Source organism: Mesorhizobium sp. BR1-1-2, from assembly GCF_020165435.1.
In the GTDB taxonomy this organism is placed as follows: domain Bacteria; phylum Pseudomonadota; class Alphaproteobacteria; order Rhizobiales; family Rhizobiaceae; genus Mesorhizobium.
On record NZ_JAIUID010000005.1, the window covers coordinates 12,909 to 39,159 of the forward strand.

A 26,251-nucleotide genomic window follows, 5' to 3' on the forward strand; every position below is an offset into this window, starting at 1 on the left:
GGGGCATTGAACGGAATTCGGGCTAATGGCTAACGAAACCGAAAACATGTCGGGATTTTCGCCCATCGACTTTTTGCGCACGCGCTCGCTCGCCAATGTCGTGCAGCACGAAATAGAGCGAATGATCGTCGAGGGAGAATTCACGCCCAACGAACGGATCAACGAAAACGCGCTGGCCCAGCAGCTCAAGGTCAGTCGGGGGCCGATCCGGGAAGCTTGCAGCGCGCTTGCGGCTCTGGGGCTGATCCAGGTGATCCCCAACCGGGGCTTCTTCGTGCGCGAGCTCAGCGAAGATGAAGCCCGCGATGTGTCGGAAGCACGCGCCTGCATCTTCGCCTGCATGACCATGAGCGTCGCGGAGAAGATCACCGATCCCGAAATTGCCAAATTGCGTGCGCTCGTCGACCGCATGGACGAACTGGCGAAGATCGGCGAGGTGAGCCAGTATTATCCGGTCAATCTGGAGTTCCATTCGGAACTGGCGAGGATGTGCGGCAACGGCCGCCTGGCGCAGATCTATCTCGGCCTTGCACGGGAACTCCACATCCAGCGCTACCGCGCACTGGCGAGTGGCGACGTGCTCGACATATCCAATCGCGAGCACCGGGCGATCGTGGAGGCCGTTGCCGCGCGTGATCCGCAGCGGGCCTTCGCAGCCGGGCGCGAGCACATCGTCAACGGAACCTCGCGCACGCGCCGGGCAACCGTGGCTTTGCGACACGCTTCGGACTGACCGCCGTAGAGACGCTTCTCGGAAGAAGGCGAATTCGCCGCTGAAGCGCCGGAATGCGCCGTTTATGGTCTGCGCTCGTCATTTCCGTCCCACAGATCAGTCCGGCCGGTCCTCATTTTGTCGACAAAAAATTGTTGACAGTTTACCAAAACTGCCTTCTTAGTCCTGCTCGCAACCCTGGCAAGCAAGGGCCCGCGCGAGCGGGTTCTTGGTTCGAGGCACGGTCGACAAAGAGGATTTTCAATGCACGACATGGCACAGGCAGGTCTCACGAAATACGTGGCGGAGTTCGTCGCAGCAGCCACTCCGCAGGATCTGCCGGATGACGTCATCGCTCTCGGCAAGAAGTCGATACTGGACGGCATCGGACTTGCTCTTTCGGGCTCCGTCGCGCAAAGCGGCGACCTCGTCCGCCGCCATCTCGACGAACTCGGGCTGATGCCTGGCGCCGCGACGGTGATCGGCGCGGGCCGCAAGGTTGCGCCGCGCTTTGCCGCATTTGCGAATGGCGTTGGCATCCATGCCGATGATTATGACGACACCCAGTTGGCCGTCGCTTCCGATCGCGTCTATGGCTTGCTGACGCATCCGACTGCGCCGGCGTTGCCCGCGGCACTGGCCGTCGGCGAACTGGTGGGCGCCTCGGGCAGGGAGGTCATGCTAGCCTACCATCTCGGGGTCGAGGTCGAGTGCAAGATCGCCGAAGCGATCGCGCCTCGCCACTATCAGACAGGATTTCACGCGACGGCCACTTGCGGCACGTTCGCCGCCGCCTCGGCCGCGGCCTCGCTGCTTCGCTTCGATGCCAAGACCACGGCGCGCGCTCTTTCGATCGCCGGCAGTCAGTCGGCCGGCCTGCGCGAGAATTTCGGCACGATGACCAAGCCGTTCCATGCAGGGCGCGCATCGGAAAGCGGGGTCGCCGCCGCGCAGTTCGCCGCCCATGGATGGACTGCCACCGACAAGATTCTGGAGGCCCCGCGCGGCTTCTTCCAGGCCGCCGGCGGCGGTTACGACGAGAACGCCATCCGTGGACGCCTCGGCGCGCCGTGGACGTTCGCCGACCCCGGCATCTCGATCAAGCCGCATCCCTCGGGGTCCTTGACCCATCCCGGCATGACCGAGATGGCGCGCCTTATCCGTGAGAATGATATCAAGGCCGCTGACGTGAAGCGCGTGCGGGTCGGCACCAACTCGAACATGCCGAATGCCCTGATCCATCACAATCCGCATGACGAACTCCAGGCCAAGTTCTCGATGGAGTTCTGCATGGCCATCCTGCTGCTCGACGGCAAGGCCGGACTTGGCGAGTTCACCGACGCGACGACGCAGCGGGCCGATGTCAAAGCCATGATCGACAAAGTGGATTTCGTAATCGATGAAAAGGCCGAGAAGGCCGGCTATCACAAGATGACGACGATCATCGATGTCACGCTGAATGACGGCCGTGTCATTCACGGCGAAGCCGACTTCGGAAAGGGCAGTCCGGCCAACCCGATGAGCTACGAGGAGGTTGCCGACAAGTTCAGGGACAATGCGGCTCATGCCCGTCTTGCCCGTTCGGCGGCGGACGAGGTCGTCGCGCTGGTGCGCGACCTGGAGCGGCAGCCCTCGCTGGAGCGGCTGATGAGCCTCGTCGCCAAGGCCGGCTGACAGATCTCCAAGGGGCCGCGACGGCAGAGCCGCGGCCGGCAATTCAGAAAGGTCGGCCGATGGCCCATCTCACGATCGGCATCCTCAATGGCGACGACATCGGACACGAAATCGTGCCTGCCGCCGTGCGCGTCGCCAGGGCCGCCGCCGCGCGCAGCGGCCTTGACATCGACTGGCGCCCGATGCCGATCGGCCGCGCGGCGCTCGACACGCACGGATCGACCATGCCCGACGGCACGCTCGAGACGCTTTCGACATTGGACGGCTTCATACTCGGGCCGATCGGACATCGGGCCTATCCAAAGGTGACTGGCGCCATCAATCCGCACCCGATCCTGCGCAAGCATTTCGGCCTTTTTGCCAATGTCCGGCCGACGCGCTCCTTTCCCGGTCTCGGCGCGCTGTTCGACGACGTCGATCTCGTCATCGTGCGGGAAAACAACGAGGGCTTTCAGCCTGATCGCAATGTCGTTGCCGGTTCAGGAGAATTCCGGCCAACGCACGACACGACCATTTCGGTTCGCGTCATCACCCGCGCCGGCAGCTACCGTGTCGCCAAGGCGGCACTCGAACTTGCCAGAACCAGGCGCAAGAAGTTGACGATCGTTCACAAGGACACCGTGTTCAAGCTCGGCTGCGGCATGTTCGTGGAGGAGTGCTATCGGGCCGCCGAGCAATTCCCCGATGTCGCCGTCGACGAGGTGATAGTGGACACCTTCGCCATGCGGCTGTTGCGGGATCCACAGACATTCGATGTCGTCGTCACCACCAATATGTTCGGCGACATCCTCAGCGACGAGGCCGCCGGCCTCGTCGGCGGCCTCGGCATGGCGCCCGGCCTGTGTATCGGCGAAGGCGATATAGCCATGGCGCAGGCGGCGCACGGGTCCGCGCCCGATATCGCCGGCAAGGGCGTCGTCAATCCCTATGCGATGATCGAATCCACCCGCATGCTGCTGCAATGGCTTGGCCACAACCGCGGCGTTCCCGAGGCGCTTCGCGCGGCTTCCATGATGGCGGGGGCCACTGTTGCGGCGCTCGCGCGGCCCGAGACGCGGACCGGCGACATACGCGGAACCGCCAACACCGAGGGAATGACCAGCGCCATCGTCGCTGCCATCGAGAAGGAAACTGAAAATGTCCTCGCATAGGATCGCTGTCATCGGTGGTGACGGTATCGGGCCGGAGGTCGTCGAAGCCGGCGTGAAGGTGCTGGAAGCCCTGACCGCTGTCGAGCCGGGTCTGGCCTTCGACTTCAAGCGCTTCGACTGGGGCTCCGACTATTACCGCCGCAACGGCCGCATGATGCCGCAGGACGGCCTCGGGCAATTGAAGGGTTTCGACGCGATCTATTTCGGCTCGGTCGGAGATCCGAACCTTCCCGACGACGTCACCCTCTGGGGCCTGCGCCTGGCCATCTGCCAGGGGTTCGACCAGTATGCCAATGTGCGGCCGACGCGCCTCTTGCCCGGGCTGACCGGCCCGTTGCGGCCCGATCTCGGCAAGCAGATAGACTGGGTGATCGTGCGCGAAAACAGTGAAGGCGAATATGCCGGCGTCGGTGGTCGCGCCCATCGCGGACTGCCCATCGAGGTCGGCATGGATGTCGCCGTCTTTACCCGCGCCGGGATAGAACGCATCGCCCGTTTCGCCTGCGAGCTTGCGCTGTCGCGTCCCCGCAAGCTTCTGACCGTCGTCACCAAATCGAATGCGCAGCGCCACGGCATGGTGCTGTGGGACGAAGTCGTGCGCGGCGTGCTTCGCGACTATCCCGGTCTCAGCGTCGACTGGATGCTGGTGGACGCCATGACCCAGCGCATGGTCAACAAACCCGGCAGCATCGACACGGTTTTGGCGACCAACCTGCATGCCGATATCCTCTCCGACCTGGCCGCTGCCTTAGGCGGATCACTCGGCATCGGCTCGACGTCGAACATCGATCCCTCGCGCAGCCGACCTTCCATGTTCGAACCCATCCATGGTTCGGCCTTCGACATTACCGGCAAGGGCGTCGCCAATCCGCTCGGATCGTTCTGGACGGCGAGCCTGATGCTTGAGCATCTCGGCGAGCAGGCCGCGGCGCGGCGCCTCATGGTTGCCATCGAAATTGTCACGGACCGCGCGGAGTATCTCAGCCCGGATCTCGGCGGCACCGCGAGCACCGCCGAAGTTACCGCCGCGGTGATTGCGGCCCTTCGCGCCAATTAGCGCGGCACGGGCAGGCAAGCCCGTCATCGAGAGCGGTTGGCCTCAGGGAGTTTGCGCGCCTTCGGCGTCCGTTCCCCGATATTTCACATGCTCGATGAACGCGCGCAGCTTGGGCAGGACCTGGCGTTTGTCGGGATAGTACAGAAAAACTCCCGGCGTCGTGACGGCGAAGGGCGTGAGCAACGCTTGTAACCGGCCGTCGGCAATCGGGGCCTCGGTGAGAGGGCCGGGGACCTGTGCAAGTCCCACTCCTTGGATCGCGGCGCCAAGCAGTGTCGGGTAGTCATGCGCGACCAGCGGCCCGGAGACGATTGCCTCGACGGTCTTGTTGCCGTCGATGAAGGGCCAGGGCGCGATCGATCCGTTCGAGCGGCGCATGCGCAGGCAGGCATGGCCGCGCAGATCGTCAATCCGCTCCGGCCGCTTCTGCCGGCGCAGATAGCCAGGGCTGCCGACGACCACGAGCGGGAACGGCGGCGTCAGCCGAACCGCGACCATGTCGGCGGCGATAAACTGGCCGAGCCGGATGCCGGCGTCGAACCCGTCGGCCGCCAGGTCGACCAACTCACCGCTTGCGGCGATCTCCACCTCTACTTCGGGATAGGCCTGGCAAAAGGATGCCACCAGCGGCTCCAGCAGGATCGGCACCACGGCGCGCGGCACAGAGAGGCGCAACAGCCCGGTCGGCCGCTGCCCGAGCTCACGTGCGACCTCGGTGGCGGCGACCAGTTCCTCGAAAGCGGGCTTTGCGCGCGAAAGGAACCGTTCCCCGGCTTCGGTCAGGCCGACGCTGCGCGTCGTGCGCATGAAGAGCGCCGCGCCGACGCGCGCCTCGAGCGCGCGCACCGCCTGGCTGATTGCCGATGGCGTGACGCCGAGCTCCGCGGCCGCTTTTCGGAAGCTGCGGTGCTGCGCGACGCCGAGGAACGCCTCCACGCCGTCGAGCGCACCTTTCCGGACCGTGAAGTTCTGCTTCATGCCCCATCAACATTATCGCGAATAGTCGACCGCTGGAAGCGGGCGTAGATTGCACCTTGCAAATCAGGAGGCGCACCGATGTCGAGCCGCAGGATACTGGACAACGATCTTGGGAGACCCCTTGCCGACGCGCTTGATGGCGTGCGCGACCACTACCGCGCGACGGGCCTGACCGAACGGCTTAAGGCAGCGCTCGCCGCCTTCGGGCCGGAGGATCAGCGGCTGATGCCCCGGCAACTGGCCGCTCTCGACCAGTTTCACACCCGGGGACTTGCCGCGACTGCCGAGCTTGCCAGCTTGACCGGGATCACGGCCGACATGTCGGTTCTGGATGTCGGCTCCGGCGTCGGCGGGCCGGCGCGTTTTCTTGCCGCGACCTATGGCTGCCGGGTTACGGGTGTTGAGCTCAGCGAGCCGTTCGTGGCCGCAGCGCGCTATCTGACGGAACGCACTGGGCAGAGCGAACAGGTGTCGTTCCAGATTGGCAGCGCATTGCAGCTTCCACTTGACGACGGCCGTTTCGATGTCGCGCTGCTGCAGCATGTGGCCATGAACATCGCCGACCGGGCGCGGCTCTATCGCGAGATCCGGCGGGTGCTGAAACCGGGCGGCAGGTTCGCGACCTTCGACGTCGTGTCGAACGGCGGCGAGCCGCATTATCCCGTCCCCTGGGCGCGGCTGCCCGCAACCAGCTTTCTCCTGACGGCCGCGGCGACCCGCAGCGCAATTGAAACGGCCGGTTTCCGCGCGCTGGCCTGGCAGGACGACACCGAAGCCGCCAAGGCCTGGATCGCCCAACTGCGCGCGTCGGGGCCACTGCTGTCGCCGAACCTTGGCGTGGTCATGGGGCCGGACATGTCGGAGCTGGCGTCCAACCTCGGACGGAATCTCATGGAAGGCCGGCTCGGCATCCTGACGGCCGTGTTCGAGGCCGCGTGAATCAACGTCTCTTGGGAGGCCATATGTCGCCTGCAACCATTTTCCTGCTACACCTCGCTCTAGGCTACGTCCCTTGGCTGCTCTGCGTCGGCGTGTATATCTTGCCCCGGCTCAGATCGTTGACCGGGGTCGAGGCGCAACGCGCTATCGCCACGCTGCACAGCTTCCGCTTCTTCGGGCTTGTCTTCATCATTCCAGGCGTCGTCGGGCCCAATTTGCCGGCTGATTTCGCCACCTTCGCCGCCTATGGCGACTTCGCAACCGGCGTGTTGGCCATGCTGGCGCTTCTGACGATAAGGATACGTCCGCTGTTCTGGTTGTTCGTCGTCGCCTTCAACCTCGTTGGAACGATCGATATCGGCGTCGACTACTATCACGGGAGCCAGGCCGGTCTTCCTGCGGTGGCGGGGGAGTTAGGCGCCACATACGCGATCCCCGTAATCTATGTCCCACTGCTGATGATCACGCACGCCGTCGCGTTCTACCTGATGCTGCGCCCCCAGCTCCAGGCAACTCGAGTCTTCGCCGGCGACGCGGCCGCATCTCCGTGACGCAGCAAGTGCCGGTGTACCGGCGCGCCGCACGGCGAAGAGGGTTTCGCCCGTATTCGATTAATAGGTCGTGCGCCCGCCCGACAGGTCGAAGGTCGAGGCGGTGGTGAAGCTGTTTTCCTTTGAGACGAGCCAGGCGACCATGGCGGCGGCCTCGTCGACCTCCAGCAGACGGCCGCGTGGGATGCGCGAGCGCATGTATTCGATGTGCTCGGGCGTGAGCTGTTCGAGGATTCGGGTCTGCGCGGTGGCCGGCGAGATGCAGTTGACCGCAATGTCATACTGAGCGAGCTCCTTGCCGAGCGACTTGGTCATGCCGATGACCGCCGCCTTCGAAGCGGAATAGGCGGCGGCGTTGGGATTGCCCTCCTTGCCGGCGACGGAAGCGATGTTGACGATCCGCCCGTAATTGCGCGACTTCATCCCGGGCACCACGGCGCGGTTGACATAGAAAGTGCCGTTGACGTTGATGTCGATGATCTTCTTCCACGTCTCTATGTCGTAGCTGTCGAGCGGGGCGGCGGGACCGGCAACGCCGGCGGAATTGACCAGGATGGAGATTTTCCCGGCGCTCTCCTCGGTTTTTGCCCGCGCGGCGTCCACCGTCTCCCAATCCGCAATGTCGACGACCAGGGTCGTGGCGGCTTTGCCAAGGTCGCGCTTGGCCGTTTCGAGGCGCGCCTCGTCGACGTCCCACAAGGTGACCGTCGCGCCGGAGGCGACGAAGCGTTTGGCCATCGCGAAGCCGAGGCCTTGCGCGCCTCCGGTGACCACGGCGTGTTGGCCGTCAAGATCGATCCTGTTCATGCCGAGCGTTCTTTCTGGTTGAGAGAATTGAGGTTGCCTGTTGCGGGCGGGCGATGTCGCTACATGGTAGCGCCGAGGTTCCAGGGCACGAACTCATTATCGCCGTAGCCCAGCGATTCCGATTTGGTACGCCCGCCCGAAGCTACGCGCAGGAGCTCTGCGAAGATCTCCTGGCCTTTGTCGTCCAGCGTGACGCCGTCGAGGATGTCCCCGCAATTGATGTCCATGTCTTCGCGCATCTGCTCGAAAATGAAGGAATTGGAGGCAAGCTTGATCGAGGGTGTCGGCTTGCAGCCGAAGGCCGAACCGCGCCCGGTGGTGAAGCACAATATGTTCGCGCCGCCGGCAACCTGGCCGGTGGCCGAGACCGGATCGTAGCCCGGCGTGTCCATGAAGACGAGGCCGCGTTCGTTGATCGGTTCGGCATATTCCAGCACCGCGCGCAGATTGGTCGTCCCGCCCTTGGCGGACGCGCCGAGCGACTTCTCCAGGATCGTCGTCAACCCGCCGAGCTTGTTGCCGGGAGACGGGTTGTTGTTCATTTCCATGTCGTGCTTTGCGGTGTAGTCCTCCCACCAGCGGATACGCTCGATCAGCTTCTCGCCGATCGCGCGGCTTTCCGCACGCATGGTCAGCAGATGTTCGGCGCCGTAGATCTCCGGCGTCTCGGACAGCACCGCCGTGCCGCCTTGCGCGACAAGCAGGTCCACCGCGGCGCCAAGCGCCGGATTGGCGCTGATGCCGGAATAGCCGTCCGACCCGCCGCATTGCAGCGCGAGCACCAGTTCGGAGGCCGGCTGCGGCGTCCTTTGCGCGGCGTTGACGGTGGGCAGCATATCGAGGATCGCCTTCACCCCGGCCTCGACCGTCTTGCGTGTGCCGCCGGTCTCCTGGATGGTCATCGTGCGGAAGGTCGTGCTCTCCTCGATATTATAGGACTGCATCCAGCGCGGAATCTGGAACGCTTCGCAGCCAAGCCCGACCATCAGCACGCCGCCGACATTGGGATTCGTGGCAAAACCCCACTGCGTGCGCTTCAGGAGGTCGTAAGCGGGGCCCTTGGTGTCGATGCCGCAGCCGGTGCCATGGACGAGTGAGATCACGCCGTCGACATTGGGATAGTCGCGCAGGATACCGCGGCGGTTGATCTCTTCCACGATGAAGCGGGCGACGCTGGCCGAACAATTCACCGAAGTCAGGACAGCGATGAAGTTGCGCGTCCCGATTTTACCGCTCGGCCTGCGGTAACCCATGAAGGTCGCGCGCTCGGCGTCAGGGACGACAGGCGTTTGCCTGGCGTTGGTGCCGAACAGATAGTCGCGTTCGAAATTGCGCAGATACACATTGCTCGTGAACCCAATCGCCGGCAGCGATCGGTCCGAGGGCGAATCCGATGGTCTGCCCATATTTCACGACCGGCTCATCCGACCCGATGTCGCACAACGCCATCTTGTGTCCGCGCGGTATGCGCGCCTTGGCGGGCACGTCGCCTGCCTTGTCGCCGATCTTCAGCGGATCGACCGCCAGAAGGATGTTGTCGGCATGCGAAAGCTGGATGAACCGCGCCATTACAAACTCTGAAAAAGCCCCGCCGGCACAATGCCGTCGAATGGATCAGAATACTAATATAATAGAATGTCAACGGTCAAGCTGCGAACACGGCTCACCGGGCCTCGCAAACCGCCGGATGGCAGGTCACAAGCCGACGCTGAATGGACCTGGAACCTGCGCCGCCCGTCTCGGCGCTCAGTCGAGGTCGTCAGTCGAGAAGCTCGGCGGCGACTTCGAGCGTGTTGCGAAATGACGTCTCGAGGTGATGTTCCATCGCCTTTGCGGCGCCCTCGGCATCGTGACGCTTCAGCGCGTCCAGAATGGCTTCGTGCTGTTCGATCGTCTGCTCGCCATAGCCGGGCTTCGGAATAGCGAGATAGCGGCCGCGGTCCATCTGCGCCTTGGAGATGTCGACGGCGCGCCAGATCATCGGCAAACCGCATATTTCGGCGATGGTGCGGTGAAAGACGTCGTCGAGCTGAATCGCTGTGGCGTATCTGCCGCGCGCTATGGCGAGCTTATGCGCGGCCATATTGTCTTCCAGCAATTCACTGGCGGCCGGCGTCAGCTTGGCGGCGGCGCGCCTGGCGCTCTCCATCTCCAATGCACGCCGAATGACATAGGCTTCCTCGAGGTCGGCCCGGCTGATGGGAGCAACGTAGGTGCCGGTCTGCGCCAGGATCTTGACGAGCCCTTCGTCGCTGATGCGCTTGACCGCTTCGCGCACGGGCGTGCGCGAGACGCCCAGCGCTTCGGCGATGGCGACCTCGTTGATGACCTCACCCGGTTTCAGCCGTCCGACGACTATCATGTTGCGGATCTTGTTGTAGATCTGGTCGCGCAGCGGGAGGGCTCGATTGAGGGTCGAAGGATCTAGATCCATGGAAAATCCCATCGTTCGTCCACCTGAAATGGCAAAATTATTCGAATGTCAACGGAATGCACCTGCATGCGACGCGGGGCTCGTTGCGATCCGACGCCAGTGACGGAGCGGTCAGATCCAGCTTGCCAGAACTATTATATTAGTGCAATAGTGCCGCCCGTTGCGTGATTTTCAGTCTATGATGAAGTGCCTGGTGCGGATGCGCTGAAGGGGGCCTTCGGGCCGGCTCGAGGTGGGCCGAACCGTGCCTGGAAGTCCATTATACTAACATAACGCTACCGGCCGCATGCTACCAGGGAGGACCAAGCCTAGATGAGTGCCGCCGTTTGTGCCCTGGACATGAGAGGCATCTCCAAGACTTTTCCCGGCGTGAAGGCCCTGTCGAACGTCAATTTCGCCGTCCGGTTCGGCACCGTCCATGCGGTCGTCGGCGAGAATGGCGCCGGCAAGTCGACGCTGATGAAGGTGCTCAACGGATCCTATGCTCCGACCGCCGGCACAATCCTCGTCGGCGGCGCCGAAGTGCGCATGCGGCGTCCCGCCGACGCCCAGGCGCTCGGCATCCGCATGGTGCATCAGGAGATCAATCTTGTTCCCGACCTGACCGTCGCGGAGAACGTTTATCTCGGCCGCATGCCCGGCAGATGCAGCTGGCTGCGCAAGGGCGAAATGGTCAGGAAGGCCGCCGCCGTCCTCGACGAGCTGGGCGCGGCTATCAACCCGCGCGAGCGGCTCGGCGACCTGTCGATCAGCCAGCAGCAACTGGTCGAGATCGCCAAGGCCTATGCGGCGCAGCCCAGGATCATCGTGCTGGACGAGCCGACGTCGAGTCTGAGCGAGCACGAAACCGCGGCGCTGTTCCGGATCCTTCGCAAGATGCGCGATGACGGCATCGCCATCGTCTACATCAGCCATAGGCTGAAGGAGGTTCTTGAGATCGCCGACGAGGTGACCGTGCTGCGCGACGGCTCAATGATCGAGACCCGCCCGATAGACGGCATAACCGCGGCCGAAATGATCAGGCTGATGGTTGGCCGCGAGGTCAGCAACGTGTTCCCGAAAAGCCCAGCCGCGATCGGCAAGTCCGTGCTGCGTGTCGAACGCATCGGCGACGGGGCGCATTTCCGCGATGTCAGCTTCGATGTGCGCGCTGGCGAGATACTGGGCTTGACCGGACTGGTCGGGGCGGGCCGCACCGAGGTAGCGCGCGCCATCTTCGGCCTGTCGCGGCTGGTGGAGGGAACGGTCAGCGTCAACGGGCGCAAGGTCGCCATCAACTCTCCTTCCGAGGCGGTGCGAGCCGGGATCGCCTACGTTCCCGAGGACCGCAAGGGCGACGGCATCGTTCCGGGCATGTCGGTCCGCGAGAACATCAGCCTGCCGATATTGCGGCGTCTGACCAGCTTCGGCCGCATCAGGCGCAGCGCCGACCGTTCGCTGGCGGCGACCTATGTGAAGCAGTTTTCCATTTCGCCTCCCGACGGGGAGCGGCGCATCGACCTGTTGTCGGGGGGCAACCAGCAGAAGGCGGTCATCGCTAAATGGCTCGCGGCCAAGCCCTCCGTACTCATCCTCGACGAGCCGACGCGCGGCGTCGACGTCGGCGCCAAGGCCGAAATCCACAGCATCATCGGCCGGCTCGTGGCCGACGGCATGGCGGTGGTGATGATCTCGTCGGAACTGCCCGAAATCCTCGGCGTCTGCGATCGCGTCGTGGTGATGCGCGACGGCCGTGCATCGGAGCCGCTCGCCCGCGCCGAACTGAGCGAGGAGCGCATCATGGCGCTGGCGACGGGGGAGGAGGCGGCATGACTGATGCGGCCATGGAGACCAGCGCGGCGACCCGCAATGACCGCTTCACGCGTGGCAGCAGGCTTGCCGATGTCCTGTCCAAGGCGGGGCTTGGCTTTGCCATACTTGCAGTGATGCTCTACGGCTCGTTCGTCAGCCCCGCCTTCTTCACCACAGGCAATCTGCTCAACGTCCTGACCTCGATGTCCATTGTCGGCATCGTCGTCGTCGGCATGACTTTCGTGCTCGTGGCCGGCGGCTTGGCCGACCTGTCGGTGCCGGCCGCCATCGCCTGCGGGGCCATCCTTTCGCTCGGGCTGCAGCCAATGATCGGGCCGGTTCCTGCCTTCGTCCTGGCGGTGGCGCTTGCGGGCCTTATCGGCCTGCTCAACGGCGTGCTGGTCGGCTATGTCGGTATCAATCCCATCATCGCCACGCTCGGCATCGGCACCATCGGGCTGGGCATCGTGCAGGCGGCCGTCGGCGGCGTCATCGTCTATGGCAACAATCCCGCTTCGGCCGAATTCGCCAAGGGCCGGCTCTTTGGCGTCCCGGTCGTGGTGTTGATTTTCCTGCTGATCGCTCTCATAGGCCATTTCGTCCTCTCGCGCTCTTTCTGGGGCAGGTGGACGCTCGCCACGGGCGGCAATTACCGCGCCGCCGAGGCGAGCGCGGTGCCGGTGGAGGCGGTGAAGGCCGGTGCGTTCGTGATCACGGCGTTGGCTTCGGGCGTCAGCGGCGGCCTGCTGGGCCTGACCTTGCAAAGCGCGCGGCCGCTGATCGGCGCCGGCTACGAGTTCAGCGCAATCACCGCGGTCGTGGTCGGCGGCGTGTCGATCATCGGCGGTTTCGGCTCGGTGCCGAGGGCGATCGCGGGCCTGATCTTCGTGCAGCTTTTGACCAACGTCATGGTGCTCGACGGCGTGCGCACACCGATCCAGGGTTTTGTCCTCGGCATCCTCATCGTCGGCGCCGTCGGCATGGATGTGGTATTGCGCAAGCGGGGGGTGGCGTGATGCGCTTCCTGGCGCTTGCCTCGCGGCACAGGGTGGTGATCATCCTCGGCCTGACGCTGATTATTTCCGCCCTGGTGGTTCCGGGTTATTTCTCCGCATCGACCCTCGGACTCGGCCTCGACCGGGCGGCGACGATCGGCCTGATCGCCATTGGACTTACGGTGCTTCTGGTCGCCGGCCAGATCGACCTCTCCGGCGGCGCGGTGTTCGCGCTGGCGGGAATCATGTCGGTAATCCTGCAGCGCGAGATCGGCATCCTGCCCGCCGCACTTGTCGGTATCCTGGTCGGCATGCTGGCAGGCGCCATCAACGGCGCGCTGGTCGTCGGGCTGAAGGTGAACTCGCTGGTGTTGACCCTGGCGACGATGCTGATCTTCCGCTCGCTCGCGCATTGGATCACCGACAGCCAGCCGGTGACCGGCACCGACATCATGCTTTCGCTGGCGTTCGCCAAGATCCATCTCGAAACCTTCACTATCCGCAGTGCGCTGTTCATCGTTCTGATCGTGCTGCTGCATGTCTGGTTGACGCGTACCATACCGGGCCGAAATGTCTTTGCGGTGGGGTCCAATCCGGCGGCAGCCAAGGAGAGCGGCATCGCCTCCGATCGCATCGTTTTTCTGGGCTTCGTCTTCGCCGGCACGCTCGCCGGTCTCGCAGGCGTTCTCCAGAGCCTCGTCACGAACACCGGTTCGCCCGTCTTCGGCTCGGAGCTGACGGTCGCCGTCATTGCCGCGGTCGTGGTCGGCGGAACCCGCCTCGAAGGCGGCAAGGGATCCGCGCTCGGCACGCTTGGCGGCGTGCTGACGATCGGCTCGCTGACCATCGCGATGGAGTTCCAATCCGTTCCCGCATACGTCCAGCAGGTCGTGTCGGGGCTTATCCTGATCCTGCTCGTCGTGCTCGATCGGGCCGTGACTACAAAGGGGAGGGCGTCGGGCACAGGCCCCGCGCTCATTCGCGACAATCCAATCACTCAAGGAGGAAATACATGATCGGGAGGAAACCTATGGTTGGCAAGAAAAGCATGCTCCACATCACCGCCATGGCGGTAATATTGGCCTCGACGGGCTGGGCCGGTGCAAAGACGGTCTGCTACGTTACAGCAGCGGATTCGCATGCCTATGCGACGCCGGCCAACAAGGCGCTCCAGGCGCGCGCCGGCGAGCTCGGCATCGAGATCCTGAGCCTCAGCCAGGATTTCGACGTCCAGAAGGGCACCGAGCAGCTCAACACCTGCGTTGCGCGCAAAGTTGACGGCATCATCCTGTGGCCGCTCGATCCGCAGGCCTACATACCGGGCCTCGCCCGCGCGCAGCAGGCGAACATTCCCGCGATCCTCATCAACTCGCCGATGAGCGACGATGCCAAGCCGTTCATCAGGTCGTTCACCGGGCCCGACGTCTACGAGGAAGGCAAGCTTGCGGCCGACTCGCTCGGCAAGGCGCTGGGTGGCAAGGGTTCCGTCGTCATCATCGCCGGCCAGGCTGGCAACGGCACGACGATCGGCCGTGTGACGGGCTTCACCGACCGTCTCAAGGAAACCAATGCCGACATCAAGGTGCTCGACACGGTCAATGCCGATTTCGACCAGCAGAAGGCGCTGGTGGTCAGCCGCGACCTGATCACCCGTTTCGGCGACCAGATCAGCGGCGTCTACGCCAATGACGACACCATGGCGCGCGGCTTCATCGACGCCTGGAAGGAGGCCAATCCGTCCAAGGCGGCACCGCCGATCGTCGGCATCAACGGCCAGAAGGATGCGTTCGAATCGATCCGCACCAACGAAATGTACTCCACCATCGTGCAGTCGCCGGTCGAGGACGGCCGCCTGGCCATCAACACCATGGCGGAGATCATGGACGGCAAGGAGGTCAAGGACCGTTTGCCGATCCCATTGACGGTCGTCACCAAGGACAATGTCAACGCGGTCGAGCCGGCGTTCTGATCCCCTGGGGCCGGCTCGGCAGAACCGGGCCGGCTCCTTCATCTTCTGGCGCGGACGGACGATACGGCTGCGCTGCTCGTTATAGGAAGGCCTGCCAGCCAAGACTGCCCGGCACAGTTGGAACTTCCGTTTGCGCCCCGGATTATCCATCCGGGAGAACGCCAATGCCTTCTACGGCCATCCGCAGCACACAGTACCATCCCGCCACCAGGGTGCTTTCGGTCTGGTTCGTGCCGAGCGGAAATCGCTATGACTACGAAGACGTGGAGCGCGAGACCTACGCTGCCTTCAAAGCCGCCTCTTCCAAGGGGCGCTTCTTCAATGAATATATACGGGATCGCTACCGGTTTCGTCTGGTCGAACGCGCCCCTGAACGCTGACGAACGCCAGCAACAAAGCGCGGGATCGCGGGACCGTTCGTCGGTCACGAATTCGTGCTGACAGGCATACGCCGAACAGGATCAGCAACTTAATTGCCGGATATTCGTTTCATGATGTCCTCGAGGCCATGAAATGTCTCAAGTTTACGATCTTGCATCCGGTCTGGTGCGGCGGATCTACGAAAAGCGCATCGACGCGCCGGCGATCCTCGATGCCGCCAGCGAATTTCCAAACGCCACCAAGTTCACGGCCGCCTGGCAGGCCATTCGCGACGAAGCGCTTGCCGTGGGCAAGGCGCCCCGCTTCCACGACATCATGCCTGAACAGGCCGACATCTCGGCCAATGACGGTCGCGACTGGCGTATGTTCGTGCTGAAGGCCTACGATATCGCGGTTCCGCAAAACCTAGCGCGGATGCCTGTCCTCGACCGGCTGCTTGCGGAATGCCCTGAAGTGAAGTCGGCGGCGATCTCTTTCCTTGCCCCGGGCAAGCACATCCCCAGCCATCGCGGCCCTTTCAGGGGCATAATGAGGTTCCATCTCGGCCTTGTGATCCCTCGGCAGGCAGATGGCCGTCCGGCAACGGTCATGATGATCAATCATCAGGAGAGGCGGATCGCCGACGGCGAATGCCTGTTGTGGGACGACACGTTCCCTCACGAAGTGACAAACAACGCCGACAAGCCTCGTGTGGCCTTGCTTTTGGATATCTGGCGTCCACGAATGCCGCCCGACATGGAAATCCTGTCACGGCTGATCGTCCACGGCGTGCAGGCAGGCATGCGCCGCAGGGGCGTGTCCTTTTCTGCGTGAGGGGAGCCGCGGGCCACGGGGCTCGCCGAGCGCCTTGGCGCGTCAGTTGCGTGGGCCCGCCACCATCCGTGCGATCCGTGTCATGTCCGTGCTCATTTCGCGGTCATCGTCAAGCGGGCTGACAAGGGAGCGCACGGCGGCGAAGGTGCGCTGCGGTCCCTCGCCCATGCTGTCGACGACACCGCGCAATTCCACCCCCGTAGCCGCAAAGATCAGTTCCATCGCAACGAGATAACGCAGGCGCTCGACGATCTCGGCGGTCTTGGCCACCACGCGCGGGGCCATCGACGACTGATCCTCGATGCCGTCCGAAACGGCAAGCGGGCTGAGCGACATCGGGTTGGCGAGGTGCCGGATCTCGACTTCCAGCGCGGCAAGCGGTTTCTGCAGCTCCGCATAGCCCTGGCGGCTCCCACCCCTGGCCGACAGGAAGCGCGGCAGCTCCGCCGTTATCGGCGACATCAGCTTCATGCAACGGTTGGCGGTGCCGACCGCGCAATGCGCAAGCGCCTGGCCGAGCTGTTCCCAGGCCAGCGTCATCGCCGTCAGGTCGAAGTTGCCGTTCGAGATGACCCGCTCGATCTCCGGCAGGATAACCGGGTTGTCGCCTGAGTGGGCCAGTTCGATCTCCGTCGCCAGCTTCGCCTGTTCGAACGCATACAGCAGGCCGCCCCACACCTGCGGCACGCAGCGGTAGCTGAGCGGGTCCTGGAGACGCCGCGCGGCGTTGTCCTCCCACAAGCCGCTTCCCGCCAGTTCCACCCGCAGACGCGTGCCGATCTCGCGCTGGCCGAATGCCGGGCGGGCTGACAGCGCCTCCTCGCTGATTGCGCTGACGGATGAGCGGAATGCCTCATAATTGAGGGCCACGGCCGCCAGAGACCAGTCGATGAGATGGTCGACGTCTTCCAGGCACAGACATGCCGTTCCGGTCGAAAGGCTGTTCGCGACGATGATGGCGTGGCCGTCCTTTTCGCGCAGGTTGAGTGGTTCGAGCCCGGCGAGGGCCAGCGCCTCGGCGGACGGCATGATCTTGCCCTGGAACTCCGCTTCGCCGTCGCCGCGCAGCGCCCTCGCCATATGCCCGAGAGCGGCAAGGTCCGCCGCCCCGATCGATCCCCAACTGGGGATCACCGGATGAACCCGGGCGTTGAGTGCCTCCACAAGGCCCATGGCCACACGTTCGGAGGTGCCGGTGCCGCCGGCCGCCATGCCTGAAATCCTTGCGGCCATAAGCGCCCGCACGGCCTCCGTCGGAAGGGCGGGGCCGATGCCCATACTGTGGCTGAGCGGTACGCTGTGCTGGAACGCGATCAGATCGGCCTGCGCAAGCGGAGTATCCACGCACGCACCGAGACCGGTGGTGACGCCGTACATGGGCTTGCCAAGTTGCGTGAGATGCTCGATGAGCGCACGGCTCTCGCGGATGCGGCGCATCGCCTGACCGCCCAACTCAAGGCGCGCGTTGCGCCGTGCGACCTCGGCCACATCAGCCGCACTGAGCGGCTTGCCGTCAAGCACTACCATTCTGAGTGTCATATCCTGCCCCCATGATCGCTGCCGCTAATGCCGCGCCGGCCTGACCGCATGCGGCCGGCGGTTGCCAGTTTTGCTGTTTCCGCGGGCCAAACTGCAAGCCATTCCCGTTCCGAAGGATTTCGCCGCGGGATCCCGCGTCGATGCCGGCGCATCGCGGCCGGCTTGCCACTCTTCTCTTACACATCTCGTACACCTGGATACCTATATCCGAGAATGAAGCTTTCCCCTAAGCTGACGATGCGTGGAATGGGAGCATGGATTGCGCGGATTTGGCGAAGGCTTGATCGAGAGGCCGCAAACGGTTGCCGAGCAGGTCGCCAATGTCTTGCGCGAGGCCATTGCCAGCGGGACCCTGAAGGCCGGCACGACGTTGCGCCAGGATGATCTGGCCGAGCAGTTTGGCTTCAGCCGGATGCCGATCCGGGACGCTCTTCGTCAGCTCGAGGCCGAAGGCATCGTATCCATCCACCCGACAAAGGGTGCGCACGTCGCCAGAATGGACGGCGACGAGATCCGCGAAATCTATGCCGTGCGCGAACTGCTCGAGTGCGAGGCGCTGCGGCTCTCCATTCCCGGCCTGCCCGGCGGCAAGCTGGACGAGGCCGAACAGGTGCTCGATCAGATCGATGCCGAGCGCAATGTCGGCAGGTGGGGCGTGCTGAACCGGGCCTTTCATCTGGCGCTTTATGACGCCTGCGGCAATCGCCGGTTGCTCGGCCTGATCGAGGCGCACCATAATGCCGCCGACCGCTACGTCCGTATCCTGTTGTCGAACCTCGACTACCGCACCCGCTCGCAGACGGAGCATCGCGACCTCTTGGCCGCTTGCCGGCGACGCGACGCCGGCAAGGCCGTCAGCGTTTTGACGCAGCATCTGCGCCAAGGCAGCGAGACATTGGTCAACGCCATAGAAGGCGACGGTCTGTCGCGAAAACCTTAGAACTTGTCCAACCCAATAGATGCGTGACGGTCTGTACGCCTTGCGCCTGGCAGCTGCCGTCAACCACGCTGCTTTTCGGTTGTGCTCAGATTTGATCAAATAGACGAATTGGTTCTAGATTTTTTCCCAGAAATGGGTTTTGAAGGGCATTCCGACGAGAAAATGATCAAATTGGAAAGGCTGGGCCATTGACGGTGCAAAAGGAAGAGATCGACATCCAGAATGCGCTGGCTCTTGCCGAGCGCTTCACGATGGCCGGCCGGCGCGCCTTGGTGACCGGCGGCAGCGTCAGCATCGGTCGTGAGATCGTGCGGGTTTTTGCCGAGGCGGGCGCCGATGTGGCCGTCCATTTCGCTCGCGACGCCGACGTGGCATTCGGGCAGCCGGATGCGGCCGCCGAAGCTGTCCGTGAAATTCTCGGGAAGGGCAGGCGCGGCGTCGCCATCGATGCTGATTTCGCTCGGGCCGGGGAGGCGGCCCGCTGTGTCCAGGCGGCGATCGAGGCGTTGGGTGGTGTGGACGTGCTTGTCGTCTGCGCCTCGATCCAGTACCGCACACCGTTCCTCGACCTTCCCGCCGAGCAGATCGAGCGCCAGATCCAGATCAACTTCAAGGCGACGATCGAACTGCTGCAGGCCGCCTTGCCCGGCATGAAGGACAATGGCTGGGGCCGTGTGCTGACGATCGGCAGCATCAACCAGACGCGGCCCGAATCCGATCTCGCCGTCTATGCCGCGCTGAAGAGCGCGCAGCACAATCTGTCGTTCAACCTTGCCAAGGATTATGCGCCGTACGGGGTGACGATCAACAATCTGTCGCCGGGACTTGTCGTTACCGAGCGCAATCGCTGGCGCCGCGAGGACGCGGCCAAATGGGCCGAGATCCAGGAGGGGTCCGCCCCGATGCAGCGCGCCGGCGAGGCGCGCGAGATGGCGGGAGCGGCGTTGCTGCTTTGCTCCGACGCCGGCAGCTTCATCACCGGAGCGGACCTGCAGGCGACGGGTGGCCGTCATCTCGGCTGGCAATAACAGAGGCTAACCGGCGAAAGCCGGCTCCGGCAGTCCGGCCACGCCGACATCGAGCGCAAGCAGGCAACCCGCCAGAGGCTCCTTGGCCAGTTGAGCCTCCGTCAGCTTTTGCGTCGCGGTGGTCACGTACAGTGTCTTCAGGCCCGGGCCGCCGAAGGCGCAGGAGGTCGGCTGGGTGACCGGCAGAGGGACCAGCCTGTCGAGCCGGCCGTCGGGCGCGAACCGCGCCAGCGAGCCGCCTTGGTAGCGCGCATTCCAGAGGAAGCCGTCCGCATCGACGGTGGCGCCGTCGGGCCTTCCAGGCGCCGCGTGCCGGTCGGCGAACAGGGACCACGGCCCCACAAATCCGCTCGCCGGGTCGAAATCCGCCCGCTCTATGTCGCCTTGCCGTGTATCCGTGAAGTAGACGGTGCGGCCATCCGGGGCAAAGGCGATAGCATTGGGCACGGCGATCCCGTCGCGGATCCGGCTCGAACTTCCGGCGGTGTTGATCCGGTAAAGCGCCCCGGACGCATGCAGCCCATAGTCCCACATGCTGCCGCAGACTATGCCGCCGCCGGGATCGCACTTCATGTCGTTCAGCCGATGCTCGGGCGGCCCGTCCTCCACGCGCGCCAACAGGCTCAGTGCGCCGCTGGCGGGATCGAATGCGTGAAGACCTTGCCGCAAGGCCACGACGACACCGCCCGATGCTCGTGGAACCACCGAGCCGATGACCTCAGGCATCGGCCACGACGTCACCGCTCCTGTCTCGGGTCGCAGCCTGTGCAGGCAAGGGCGCCGCAGGTCGACCCAGAACAACTCTCCGCCCCGCGCCAGCCATGTCGGCGATTCGCCGAGCGTATCGCCCGTCGACGCCGCGACCTCGAACCGGGCCGTCATTGCCGGCCGATATCGGGTTTGGGATCGACGGCGATGCGCGCCAGGAGGTCGTGTTTGGCCTTTTCGATATGCGCGCCCATCAAGGTCGCCGCCGAGCCGGCATCCTGGCGCTCTATGGCCCGGATGATATGGCGATGATCGTCGATGACGCCATGGAAGCGCCCCTCGTCATAGCCGTAGCGTTGCCAGATCGCCGCCACCAGCAGCCAGTTGCGGTCCACCATCGACAGCGCGCCCGGATTGCCCGCCGCCTCGTTGATGACGCCATGAAAGATGTTGTTGGCATGCGGGACGGCAAGGAAGTCGTCGCTGGCCACCCTTTGCTCCAGCATGTCCTGCGCGGCTTTCAGATCGCGCAGATGCTCGGCGGTGCGCCGTTCGCTGGCGCGGCGCGCCAGCATCGTTTCGACGGCGCTGCGGATATCGAACAGGTCGATCACAAACGACATGTGGACCGTCCTGACGCTGGCGCCGCGATTGGGTTCCAGCACGACCAGTCCGGTGCCGCTCAAGGCGCGCAAGGCCTCGCGCACCGGCATGTGGCTCACGCCATAACGGCCGGCGAGATCGTCGATCCTCAGCCTTGCCCCGAATGGAATGGCTCCGGAAACGATGTCGTCACGAAGAAGCTTCTGAACGTCGGGAATACGCGCCATGCATCCAAGCCTACCCTGATTTGAGCAAATATTGCTCGCACGGCGATCGAAAGAAGTCAATTTTGCCCTTGCCAAGGCGACATTTGATCAAATATTGAGATTTAAAGAGATCGCCACGCTCGCGACGGTTGGAAACGCCAATGCCACTGCCTGCCTCCGGTGCCGGGAAAATCGACGGCCTGCCGCCATTCAGTGGCTACAGGCGGGCCGACGGCCGCGCCGGAATCCGCAATTATGTGCTGATCTTGTGCATCAATGGTTTGGCGCTGCGTGTCAGCGAGCGGATCGCGGCGGGTCTCGAAGGCGCGCTTCTGGCCGCGACGAGCGCGGGCAGGGGGCACATCGAGCCGGACCTCGGCCTGCATCTTGATCAACTTGTCGGTCTCGGCCGCAATCCGAACGCCGCCGCCGTTCTGGTGGTCGGAGTGGATTCGGCGACGACCGAGATGGTCGCGGCCCGCATTTCGGCTTGCGGCAAGCCGGTCGCCAGCGTTTCCTTCGCCGAGCAGCATGAGGACATGCTGTCGGTCATGGGCGAGGGCATCAGGCGCGGCGCGGCGTTGCTGCGCGAGGCTTCGCGGATCCGGCGCGAGACCTTGCCCGGCGCGCAGCTGGTGGTCGGCATCGAGTGTGGCCATTCCGACGCGACCTCGGGTCTGGTCAGCAATCCGGTCGTGGGGGCCGCGGTCGATCTTCTGGTTTCGCATGGCGGCACCGTCATTGTCGGTGAGACCGTCGAGTGGCTGGGGGCAGAACATATACTCGCGGCGCGCGCCCGCGATGCAACGGTGGCACGACAGATCCTGCAGGCTGTGGAGCGCAAGGAAGGCTTCGCCGCCGCGTCCGGCCACAGCCTGACCGGCAACAATCCGGGCGAGGAGAATATACGCGGCGGGTTGAGCACGATCGAGGAGAAGTCGCTCGGCGCCCTGGCCAAGACGGGAACTTGCCGGATCGACGGCGTGCTCGGCATGGCCGAGCCGGTCACCGCCGGCGGCCTCTACCTCATGGACGGTCCGTCCTTCTCGCCGGAATCGATGACAGGCTTCGCCGCGGCCGGTGCCCAGATCATGCTGTTCACAACCGGACCAGGCAACAGCACCGCGAGCGCGCTCGCGCCGACGATCAAGATCACGGCGCGGCGCGAGACGGCCCGCCGGCTGCCTGAGCAGATCGATTTCGACGCCAGCCCGGTTTCGGAGGGGACCGAAACCGTCACCGAAGCGGCAAACCGGCTGCTGGCGACCATCCTCGATGTCGCCGGTGGCACGCTCACCTTCGGCGAGATTTTGGGAGAAGGGCTCGAAGTTCCGACCCGCGTGCGAGGCTCGTTGTGACGGCTATCTCCTCGAACGACGCCGGCCAAGGGACACTGCGCTTTGCGCGCCTGGCCAGCCTGTTCGTGTATTTGCGCACGATGGGCCTGTTCGTGATCGCTTGGTATGTCGCATCGTTCTTCGTGCCTTCGAAGCTGCTCTTGCCGTCGCCGGTCGCGGTTGCGCTTGCGCTGCGCGATACGGCCCTCAACGGCGAACTGCTCGGCAATGCAGGGATCAGCCTTGTCCGGCTGCTGGCAAGCGTCGCGGCGGCCGCCGCGATGGCGGTGCCGCTCGGACTGCTGATGGGCCGCAGCCGGCTCTGGAACGATCTGCTCGAACTGCCGGTGGAGATCCTGCGGCCGATAGCCGGCATCGCCTGGATACCGCTTGCGCTCTACATCTTCGGCATCGGCCATCGGCTGCCGCTGTTCATCATGTTCTATACCGCCTTCTTCCCGCTGCTGGTCGGCACCGCCGCGGGCGCCGCCTCCGTCGACAGGCGGCTCGTCGCGGCGGCCAGCACGATGGGCCTATCCGGACCGGCGATCATGCGGCGCGTCATCGTTCCGGCGGCGCTGCCGGCGATCCTGGTCTCGGCCCGGCTTGCCGTGGCGGCGTCGTGGACCGCCGTCGTCGCTGCCGAACTGGTAGGGGCGCCGAACGGCCTCGGCTACGCCATCGAATACTACCGCAGCATGCTGTCGACGCCGACGGTGATGGCTTTCATCGTCACCATCGGCCTGCTCGGCTTCCTGACGGACAAGGGGTTGCGCTGGCTCTCGGATGTCTTGACCCCATGGGCGCGGACGGAGGCAGCGCGATGAAAAGGCTTGCGCTTCGCCTCGTCGTTCCCGTGCTGCTGCTGGTCGTCTGGGAAGCTCTCGCTTCCGGCTCCGCCCAGGCGCCACGTCCCAGCACGGTCGCCGAAACGGCCATTTCCATGCTGCGCGACGGCGATCTCGCGGCCGGTCTCGCCACCAGCCTCGGACGGGTCTTCGCCGGCTTCGCGGCAGCCGCGCTGCTGGCGATCCCGCTTGGCATCGCCATGGGCAGCATCCCGGCCGTCGAGCGCAATCTCGATCCGCTGGTCGAGACCTTCCGGCCGATAGCGGCACTTGCCATCTTGCCCCTGGTTATCCTCTGGTTGGGCTCGGGTTCCGGGGCAGCGGTCGCCATCGTTGCCTATGCCGCCTTCTTCCCGATCCTGATCAACACCATCTCGGGCGTGAAGCGTATCGAGCCCAGCCTGATGCGCGCCGCGCTGACCATGGGGCTGGCGCCGCTGACGCGGATGCGGGTGGTGCTGCTGCCGGCCGCCTTGCCATCCATTCTGGTCGGCATGCGCATCGGCCTCGGCATCGCCTGGACGGCGATCATTGCCGCCGAACTTGCGGTCGGCGCCAAGTCCGGCAGCAGCGGCGGCATCGGCCAGATGATGTTCGTCTTCTACGCCTACTCGATCAACCTCAACGGCATGGTGGTCTGCATGATCGCGGTCGGCATCGTAGCCTTCGCGCTCGACCGCATCCTGCGTGCCGCACTCGCCTTCGCCGTGCCGTGGAGCCAGCCATGAGCGATGCCAAGATCCGCCTCGACGGCGTCAGCAAATCCTTCGGGGGATCTGCCTCCGTGGTGGCGGTCGACAGCCTGTCGCTGGACATCAGGGCCGGCGAGTTCATGGCTATCGTCGGCCCGTCCGGATGCGGCAAGACGACCGTTCTCAACATGCTCGCCGGCCTCGACAGGCCGACGTCGGGCACGATGAGCCTGAACGGCAGGCCGATCGAAGGACCGGGGGCCGAACGCGGCGTGATGTTCCAGGACTATGCCCTGTTTCCCTGGCGCACCGTGCGCGGCAATGTCGAGTTCGGATTGATCTATGGGCCGGCCGGGCGAGGGCTTTCGCCCACGCAGCGCGCCGACCGCGTCAACCGCACCGTCGAAATGGTCGGCCTGACCGGCTCCGAGGACAAATACCCGCACCAGCTATCGGGCGGCATGCGGCAGCGCGTGGCACTGGCGCGCCTGATGGCGAACGAGCCGGAAATCCTGCTGATGGACGAGCCGCTGGCGGCGCTGGACGCGCAGACCCGCGTCATCCTGCAAGACGAATTGCTGCGCATCTGGGGGCAGGACCGCCCCGCCACCCAGCGGCGGACGGTCGTCTTCATCACGCACGCCATAGACGAGGCGGTGTTCCTGGCCGACCGGGTCGCGGTGCTCAGCAGCCATCCGGGCCGCCTGAAGCAGGTCATCGACATCGACCTGCCCAGGCCGCGCGGCGACGAGACGCGGCGCTCCGGCGATTTCGCCAGGCTCAGCCAATCGATCTGGGAACTGATCCGCGAAGAAGCTTACCGCGCAACGATGAACTGAAGCGACAACAGGGAGAGGATTGTCATGAGGAAACTTCTGGAAACCGCATTCAACCGACGCGCAGTCCTGAGTGGTGCCGCGGCTGCCGTGCTGGCCATGCCATCGATCGTGCGGGCGCAGGATCGCAAGCCGGCCAAGGTCTCAATCGGCCGCCAGCCTTACGCGGCCGGCAACTCGCCGCTGACGCAACGCATGATCAACGAAAAGCTGCTGGAGAAGGCGGCTGCCGAACTCGGCTACGACCTGACAGTCGACTGGCGCGACTATCCCTCCGCGCTGCCGATGGTGGAAGCTTTCGTCTCCGGCGATCTCGACATCGGCATGTGGGGCAACACGCCGATCGTGCGGCTGCTTTCGCAGGCGCAGCCGATCAACATTCTCACCGTCGGCGAGGGCCACATGCGCATGGTGCTGGCGACCCGCAAGGGCTCCGCCATCAAGAACATCGGTGACCTCAAGGGCAAGACCGTCGGCGCGCTTGTCGGCGGCGATCCCTACAACGCGCTCTCGCAAATGCTGCTGCAGGAACTGGGCGACGCCGACCCGCGCGCCTTCGGCATCAACATCGTCAACACGCCGACCCAGGCCGTTGCCGCGTCCCTGCCGGAGGGCATGGACGCGTCGGTGGTGATCTACCCGGCCTTCCTGAAGGCGAATGCCGAAACCGGCCTCACCGGGATCATGAATTCGTTCGGCTATACCGAAGCCGGCTACAGCGGACCCGCGGGCGACGGCGAGGGACACATGCTGCCCGGCGTCAAGAAGTCGAAATTCTACCCCGACGGCTACTACCTGCATCGCTCCTTCTGGATCTGCAGCGATCGAATCGTCGGCGACGATGCCGCGCTCGGCCAAGCCTTCCTGACGGCCGCGCAACGCGCGCTTGCCGATCTCCAGAAGATCGACCCGCGGGAGATATCGCAGTCGGTTGTCAAATATTGGGGGCTCGATCCCGCGCTGGGCGCCAAGGTCATCGGCGACGAGGTGCTTTTCCAGCGCGGCTGGATCTGGCCGACCGAAGGCGATGCGGCGGCGATCAGCCAGATCTCCCAGTTCATGGTTGCCGGCAAGATGATTCCTGAGGCGCTGAGCTGGGACCAGGTCAAGGCGGCCTTCGGCAAAGCGGCGCCGCTGCTTCAGAAAGCCTATGAGGGCACAGGCAAGGTCCCGGACGAAAGCGGCTTCACCGACAAGAATGCCAAGGATCTGCGTGGCTTGCCGGCATGGCAGCTCGACCAGTGGAAAGTGCCGTCCTGAGG

The 26,251-nt window shown here is 64.5% G+C and carries 25 protein-coding genes and 1 pseudogene; 19 read left to right on the forward strand and 7 right to left on the reverse strand.

Going from position 1 to position 26,251, the window contains the following annotated elements:
* Positions 1-25: 25 nt before the first annotated feature.
* The 4 genes from LB551_RS12655 (at position 26) to LB551_RS12670 (ending at position 4,594) form a co-directional block, all read left to right on the forward strand.
* Complete coding sequence (locus LB551_RS12655) at positions 26-733, forward strand: FCD domain-containing protein (RefSeq protein WP_140551287.1); 708 nt, start codon at positions 26-28, stop codon at positions 731-733.
* Positions 734-976: 243 nt separating this feature from the next.
* Complete coding sequence (locus LB551_RS12660) at positions 977-2,386, forward strand: MmgE/PrpD family protein (protein ID WP_224659375.1); 1,410 nt, start codon at positions 977-979, stop codon at positions 2,384-2,386.
* A gap of 59 nt (positions 2,387-2,445) precedes the next feature.
* Positions 2,446-3,537: an isocitrate/isopropylmalate dehydrogenase family protein gene (locus tag LB551_RS12665; protein ID WP_224659376.1), complete on the forward strand. Its 1,092-nt coding sequence runs from the start codon at positions 2,446-2,448 to the stop codon at positions 3,535-3,537.
* Positions 3,524-4,594: a tartrate dehydrogenase gene (locus LB551_RS12670; RefSeq protein WP_224659377.1), complete on the forward strand. Its 1,071-nt coding sequence runs from the start codon at positions 3,524-3,526 to the stop codon at positions 4,592-4,594. The genes LB551_RS12665 and LB551_RS12670 overlap by 14 nt, the downstream gene beginning before the upstream one ends.
* 42 nt (positions 4,595-4,636) lie before the next feature.
* On the opposite strand, the gene LB551_RS12675 is transcribed toward LB551_RS12670, so the two are convergent.
* On the reverse strand, positions 4,637-5,572 hold the full coding sequence (locus LB551_RS12675) for a LysR family transcriptional regulator (RefSeq protein WP_224659378.1): 936 nt from the start codon (positions 5,570-5,572) through the stop codon (positions 4,637-4,639).
* Positions 5,573-5,650: 78 nt separating this feature from the next.
* Between LB551_RS12675 and LB551_RS12680 the strand changes: the two genes are divergently transcribed.
* Both LB551_RS12680 and LB551_RS12685 read left to right on the forward strand, forming a co-directional pair.
* Positions 5,651-6,511, forward strand: a complete 861-nt coding sequence (locus tag LB551_RS12680; protein ID WP_224659379.1) for a class I SAM-dependent methyltransferase — start codon at positions 5,651-5,653, stop codon at positions 6,509-6,511.
* A 23-nt stretch (positions 6,512-6,534) separates the two neighbouring features.
* Positions 6,535-7,062 carry a hypothetical protein gene (locus tag LB551_RS12685; protein ID WP_224659380.1) on the forward strand — a complete coding sequence of 176 codons (528 nt, stop codon included), beginning with the start codon at positions 6,535-6,537 and terminating at the stop codon, positions 7,060-7,062.
* 60 nt (positions 7,063-7,122) lie between these two features.
* Here the strand turns inward: LB551_RS12685 and LB551_RS12690 are convergent, their stop codons facing one another.
* From LB551_RS12690 to LB551_RS12700, 3 genes and pseudogenes are all read right to left on the reverse strand, one after another.
* Positions 7,123-7,869, reverse strand: a complete 747-nt coding sequence (locus LB551_RS12690) for an SDR family NAD(P)-dependent oxidoreductase (RefSeq protein ID WP_224659381.1) — start codon at positions 7,867-7,869, stop codon at positions 7,123-7,125.
* A 59-nt stretch (positions 7,870-7,928) separates the two neighbouring features.
* Positions 7,929-9,438, reverse strand: a pseudogene (locus LB551_RS12695) (UxaA family hydrolase).
* A gap of 190 nt (positions 9,439-9,628) precedes the next feature.
* Positions 9,629-10,303 carry a GntR family transcriptional regulator gene (locus LB551_RS12700; RefSeq protein WP_224659382.1) on the reverse strand — a complete coding sequence of 225 codons (675 nt, stop codon included), beginning with the start codon at positions 10,301-10,303 and terminating at the stop codon, positions 9,629-9,631.
* Between the two features lie 312 nt (positions 10,304-10,615).
* Here LB551_RS12700 and LB551_RS12705 point away from each other — a divergent pair, with 312 nt between their 5' ends.
* The 6 genes from LB551_RS12705 to LB551_RS12730 all read left to right on the forward strand — a co-directional run bounded on the left by LB551_RS12705 (position 10,616) and on the right by LB551_RS12730 (position 16,252).
* Positions 10,616-12,115: a sugar ABC transporter ATP-binding protein gene (locus LB551_RS12705; protein WP_224659383.1), complete on the forward strand. Its 1,500-nt coding sequence runs from the start codon at positions 10,616-10,618 to the stop codon at positions 12,113-12,115.
* Entirely contained in the window at positions 12,112-13,110 is a 999-nt protein-coding gene (locus LB551_RS12710) for an ABC transporter permease (RefSeq protein WP_224659384.1), read from the forward strand. The genes LB551_RS12705 and LB551_RS12710 overlap by 4 nt, the downstream gene beginning before the upstream one ends.
* A complete protein-coding gene (locus LB551_RS12715) occupies positions 13,110-14,105 on the forward strand; it encodes an ABC transporter permease (RefSeq protein ID WP_224659704.1) in 996 nt (331 codons plus the stop codon). The genes LB551_RS12710 and LB551_RS12715 overlap by 1 nt, the downstream gene beginning before the upstream one ends.
* Before the next feature lie 14 nt (positions 14,106-14,119).
* Complete coding sequence (locus LB551_RS12720; RefSeq protein WP_224659385.1) at positions 14,120-15,058, forward strand: sugar ABC transporter substrate-binding protein; 939 nt, start codon at positions 14,120-14,122, stop codon at positions 15,056-15,058.
* Positions 15,059-15,222: 164 nt separating this feature from the next.
* On the forward strand, positions 15,223-15,438 hold the full coding sequence (locus tag LB551_RS12725) for a KTSC domain-containing protein (protein ID WP_224659386.1): 216 nt from the start codon (positions 15,223-15,225) through the stop codon (positions 15,436-15,438).
* Positions 15,439-15,571: 133 nt separating this feature from the next.
* Positions 15,572-16,252, forward strand: a complete 681-nt coding sequence (locus LB551_RS12730; protein ID WP_224623579.1) for an aspartyl/asparaginyl beta-hydroxylase domain-containing protein — start codon at positions 15,572-15,574, stop codon at positions 16,250-16,252.
* A 42-nt stretch (positions 16,253-16,294) separates the two neighbouring features.
* Here LB551_RS12730 and hutH read toward each other — a convergent pair whose 3' ends face one another.
* Positions 16,295-17,791, reverse strand: coding sequence for a histidine ammonia-lyase (gene hutH / locus LB551_RS12735; RefSeq protein ID WP_224659387.1), 1,497 nt, complete (start codon positions 17,789-17,791; stop codon positions 16,295-16,297).
* 259 nt (positions 17,792-18,050) lie between these two features.
* Here hutH and LB551_RS12740 point away from each other — a divergent pair, with 259 nt between their 5' ends.
* Together LB551_RS12740 and LB551_RS12745 are read left to right on the forward strand one after the other, a co-directional pair.
* On the forward strand, positions 18,051-18,731 hold the full coding sequence (locus LB551_RS12740; protein WP_224659388.1) for a GntR family transcriptional regulator: 681 nt from the start codon (positions 18,051-18,053) through the stop codon (positions 18,729-18,731).
* 194 nt (positions 18,732-18,925) lie between these two features.
* Entirely contained in the window at positions 18,926-19,759 is an 834-nt protein-coding gene (locus LB551_RS12745; protein WP_224659705.1) for an SDR family NAD(P)-dependent oxidoreductase, read from the forward strand.
* Positions 19,760-19,765: 6 nt separating this feature from the next.
* Here the strand turns inward: LB551_RS12745 and LB551_RS12750 are convergent, their stop codons facing one another.
* Complete coding sequence (locus LB551_RS12750) at positions 19,766-20,641, reverse strand: SMP-30/gluconolactonase/LRE family protein (protein ID WP_224659389.1); 876 nt, start codon at positions 20,639-20,641, stop codon at positions 19,766-19,768.
* Positions 20,638-21,297, reverse strand: a complete 660-nt coding sequence (locus LB551_RS12755) for a GntR family transcriptional regulator (RefSeq protein WP_140497561.1) — start codon at positions 21,295-21,297, stop codon at positions 20,638-20,640. Before LB551_RS12755 ends, LB551_RS12750 begins: the two co-directional genes overlap by 4 nt.
* A gap of 140 nt (positions 21,298-21,437) precedes the next feature.
* Here LB551_RS12755 and LB551_RS12760 point away from each other — a divergent pair, with 140 nt between their 5' ends.
* The 5 genes from LB551_RS12760 to LB551_RS12780 are packed head-to-tail and all read left to right on the forward strand — an operon-like array spanning position 21,438 to position 26,249.
* Positions 21,438-22,634 (forward strand): UxaA family hydrolase, encoded by a 1,197-nt coding sequence (locus tag LB551_RS12760; RefSeq protein WP_224659390.1) that lies wholly within the window; start codon positions 21,438-21,440, stop codon positions 22,632-22,634.
* Complete coding sequence (locus LB551_RS12765; RefSeq protein WP_224659391.1) at positions 22,631-23,440, forward strand: ABC transporter permease; 810 nt, start codon at positions 22,631-22,633, stop codon at positions 23,438-23,440. Before LB551_RS12760 ends, LB551_RS12765 begins: the two co-directional genes overlap by 4 nt.
* A complete protein-coding gene (locus LB551_RS12770; protein WP_181172489.1) occupies positions 23,437-24,189 on the forward strand; it encodes an ABC transporter permease in 753 nt (250 codons plus the stop codon). The genes LB551_RS12765 and LB551_RS12770 overlap by 4 nt, the downstream gene beginning before the upstream one ends.
* Positions 24,186-24,992: an ABC transporter ATP-binding protein gene (locus LB551_RS12775; protein ID WP_224659392.1), complete on the forward strand. Its 807-nt coding sequence runs from the start codon at positions 24,186-24,188 to the stop codon at positions 24,990-24,992. Before LB551_RS12770 ends, LB551_RS12775 begins: the two co-directional genes overlap by 4 nt.
* A gap of 24 nt (positions 24,993-25,016) precedes the next feature.
* Positions 25,017-26,249 carry an ABC transporter substrate-binding protein gene (locus LB551_RS12780; protein WP_224659393.1) on the forward strand — a complete coding sequence of 411 codons (1,233 nt, stop codon included), beginning with the start codon at positions 25,017-25,019 and terminating at the stop codon, positions 26,247-26,249.
* The last annotated feature ends 2 nt before the right edge of the window (positions 26,250-26,251 follow it).

Excerpts from the sequence above, each read along its gene's own strand:
- LB551_RS12675 (WP_224659378.1), bottom strand. The coding sequence starts at position 5,572 with ATGAAGCAGAACTTCACGGTCCGGAAAGGTGCGCTCGACGGCGTGGAG.
- LB551_RS12710 (WP_224659384.1), top strand. The coding sequence starts at position 12,112 with ATGACTGATGCGGCCATGGAGACCAGCGCGGCGACCCGCAATGACCGC.
- LB551_RS12715 (WP_224659704.1), top strand. The coding sequence starts at position 13,110 with ATGCGCTTCCTGGCGCTTGCCTCGCGGCACAGGGTGGTGATCATCCTC.
- LB551_RS12680 (WP_224659379.1), top strand. The coding sequence starts at position 5,651 with ATGTCGAGCCGCAGGATACTGGACAACGATCTTGGGAGACCCCTTGCC.
- LB551_RS12690 (WP_224659381.1), bottom strand. The coding sequence starts at position 7,869 with ATGAACAGGATCGATCTTGACGGCCAACACGCCGTGGTCACCGGAGGC.
- LB551_RS12725 (WP_224659386.1), top strand. The coding sequence starts at position 15,223 with ATGCCTTCTACGGCCATCCGCAGCACACAGTACCATCCCGCCACCAGG.
- LB551_RS12655 (WP_140551287.1), top strand. The coding sequence starts at position 26 with ATGGCTAACGAAACCGAAAACATGTCGGGATTTTCGCCCATCGACTTT.
- hutH (WP_224659387.1), bottom strand. The coding sequence starts at position 17,791 with ATGACACTCAGAATGGTAGTGCTTGACGGCAAGCCGCTCAGTGCGGCT.
- LB551_RS12665 (WP_224659376.1), top strand. The coding sequence starts at position 2,446 with ATGGCCCATCTCACGATCGGCATCCTCAATGGCGACGACATCGGACAC.
- LB551_RS12760 (WP_224659390.1), top strand. The coding sequence starts at position 21,438 with ATGCCACTGCCTGCCTCCGGTGCCGGGAAAATCGACGGCCTGCCGCCA.
- LB551_RS12720 (WP_224659385.1), top strand. The coding sequence starts at position 14,120 with ATGGTTGGCAAGAAAAGCATGCTCCACATCACCGCCATGGCGGTAATA.
- LB551_RS12730 (WP_224623579.1), top strand. The coding sequence starts at position 15,572 with ATGTCTCAAGTTTACGATCTTGCATCCGGTCTGGTGCGGCGGATCTAC.
- LB551_RS12770 (WP_181172489.1), top strand. The coding sequence starts at position 23,437 with ATGAAAAGGCTTGCGCTTCGCCTCGTCGTTCCCGTGCTGCTGCTGGTC.
- LB551_RS12670 (WP_224659377.1), top strand. The coding sequence starts at position 3,524 with ATGTCCTCGCATAGGATCGCTGTCATCGGTGGTGACGGTATCGGGCCG.
- LB551_RS12755 (WP_140497561.1), bottom strand. The coding sequence starts at position 21,297 with ATGGCGCGTATTCCCGACGTTCAGAAGCTTCTTCGTGACGACATCGTT.
- LB551_RS12750 (WP_224659389.1), bottom strand. The coding sequence starts at position 20,641 with ATGACGGCCCGGTTCGAGGTCGCGGCGTCGACGGGCGATACGCTCGGC.
- LB551_RS12780 (WP_224659393.1), top strand. The coding sequence starts at position 25,017 with ATGAGGAAACTTCTGGAAACCGCATTCAACCGACGCGCAGTCCTGAGT.
- LB551_RS12685 (WP_224659380.1), top strand. The coding sequence starts at position 6,535 with ATGTCGCCTGCAACCATTTTCCTGCTACACCTCGCTCTAGGCTACGTC.
- LB551_RS12700 (WP_224659382.1), bottom strand. The coding sequence starts at position 10,303 with ATGGATCTAGATCCTTCGACCCTCAATCGAGCCCTCCCGCTGCGCGAC.
- LB551_RS12705 (WP_224659383.1), top strand. The coding sequence starts at position 10,616 with ATGAGTGCCGCCGTTTGTGCCCTGGACATGAGAGGCATCTCCAAGACT.
- LB551_RS12660 (WP_224659375.1), top strand. The coding sequence starts at position 977 with ATGCACGACATGGCACAGGCAGGTCTCACGAAATACGTGGCGGAGTTC.
- LB551_RS12775 (WP_224659392.1), top strand. The coding sequence starts at position 24,186 with ATGAGCGATGCCAAGATCCGCCTCGACGGCGTCAGCAAATCCTTCGGG.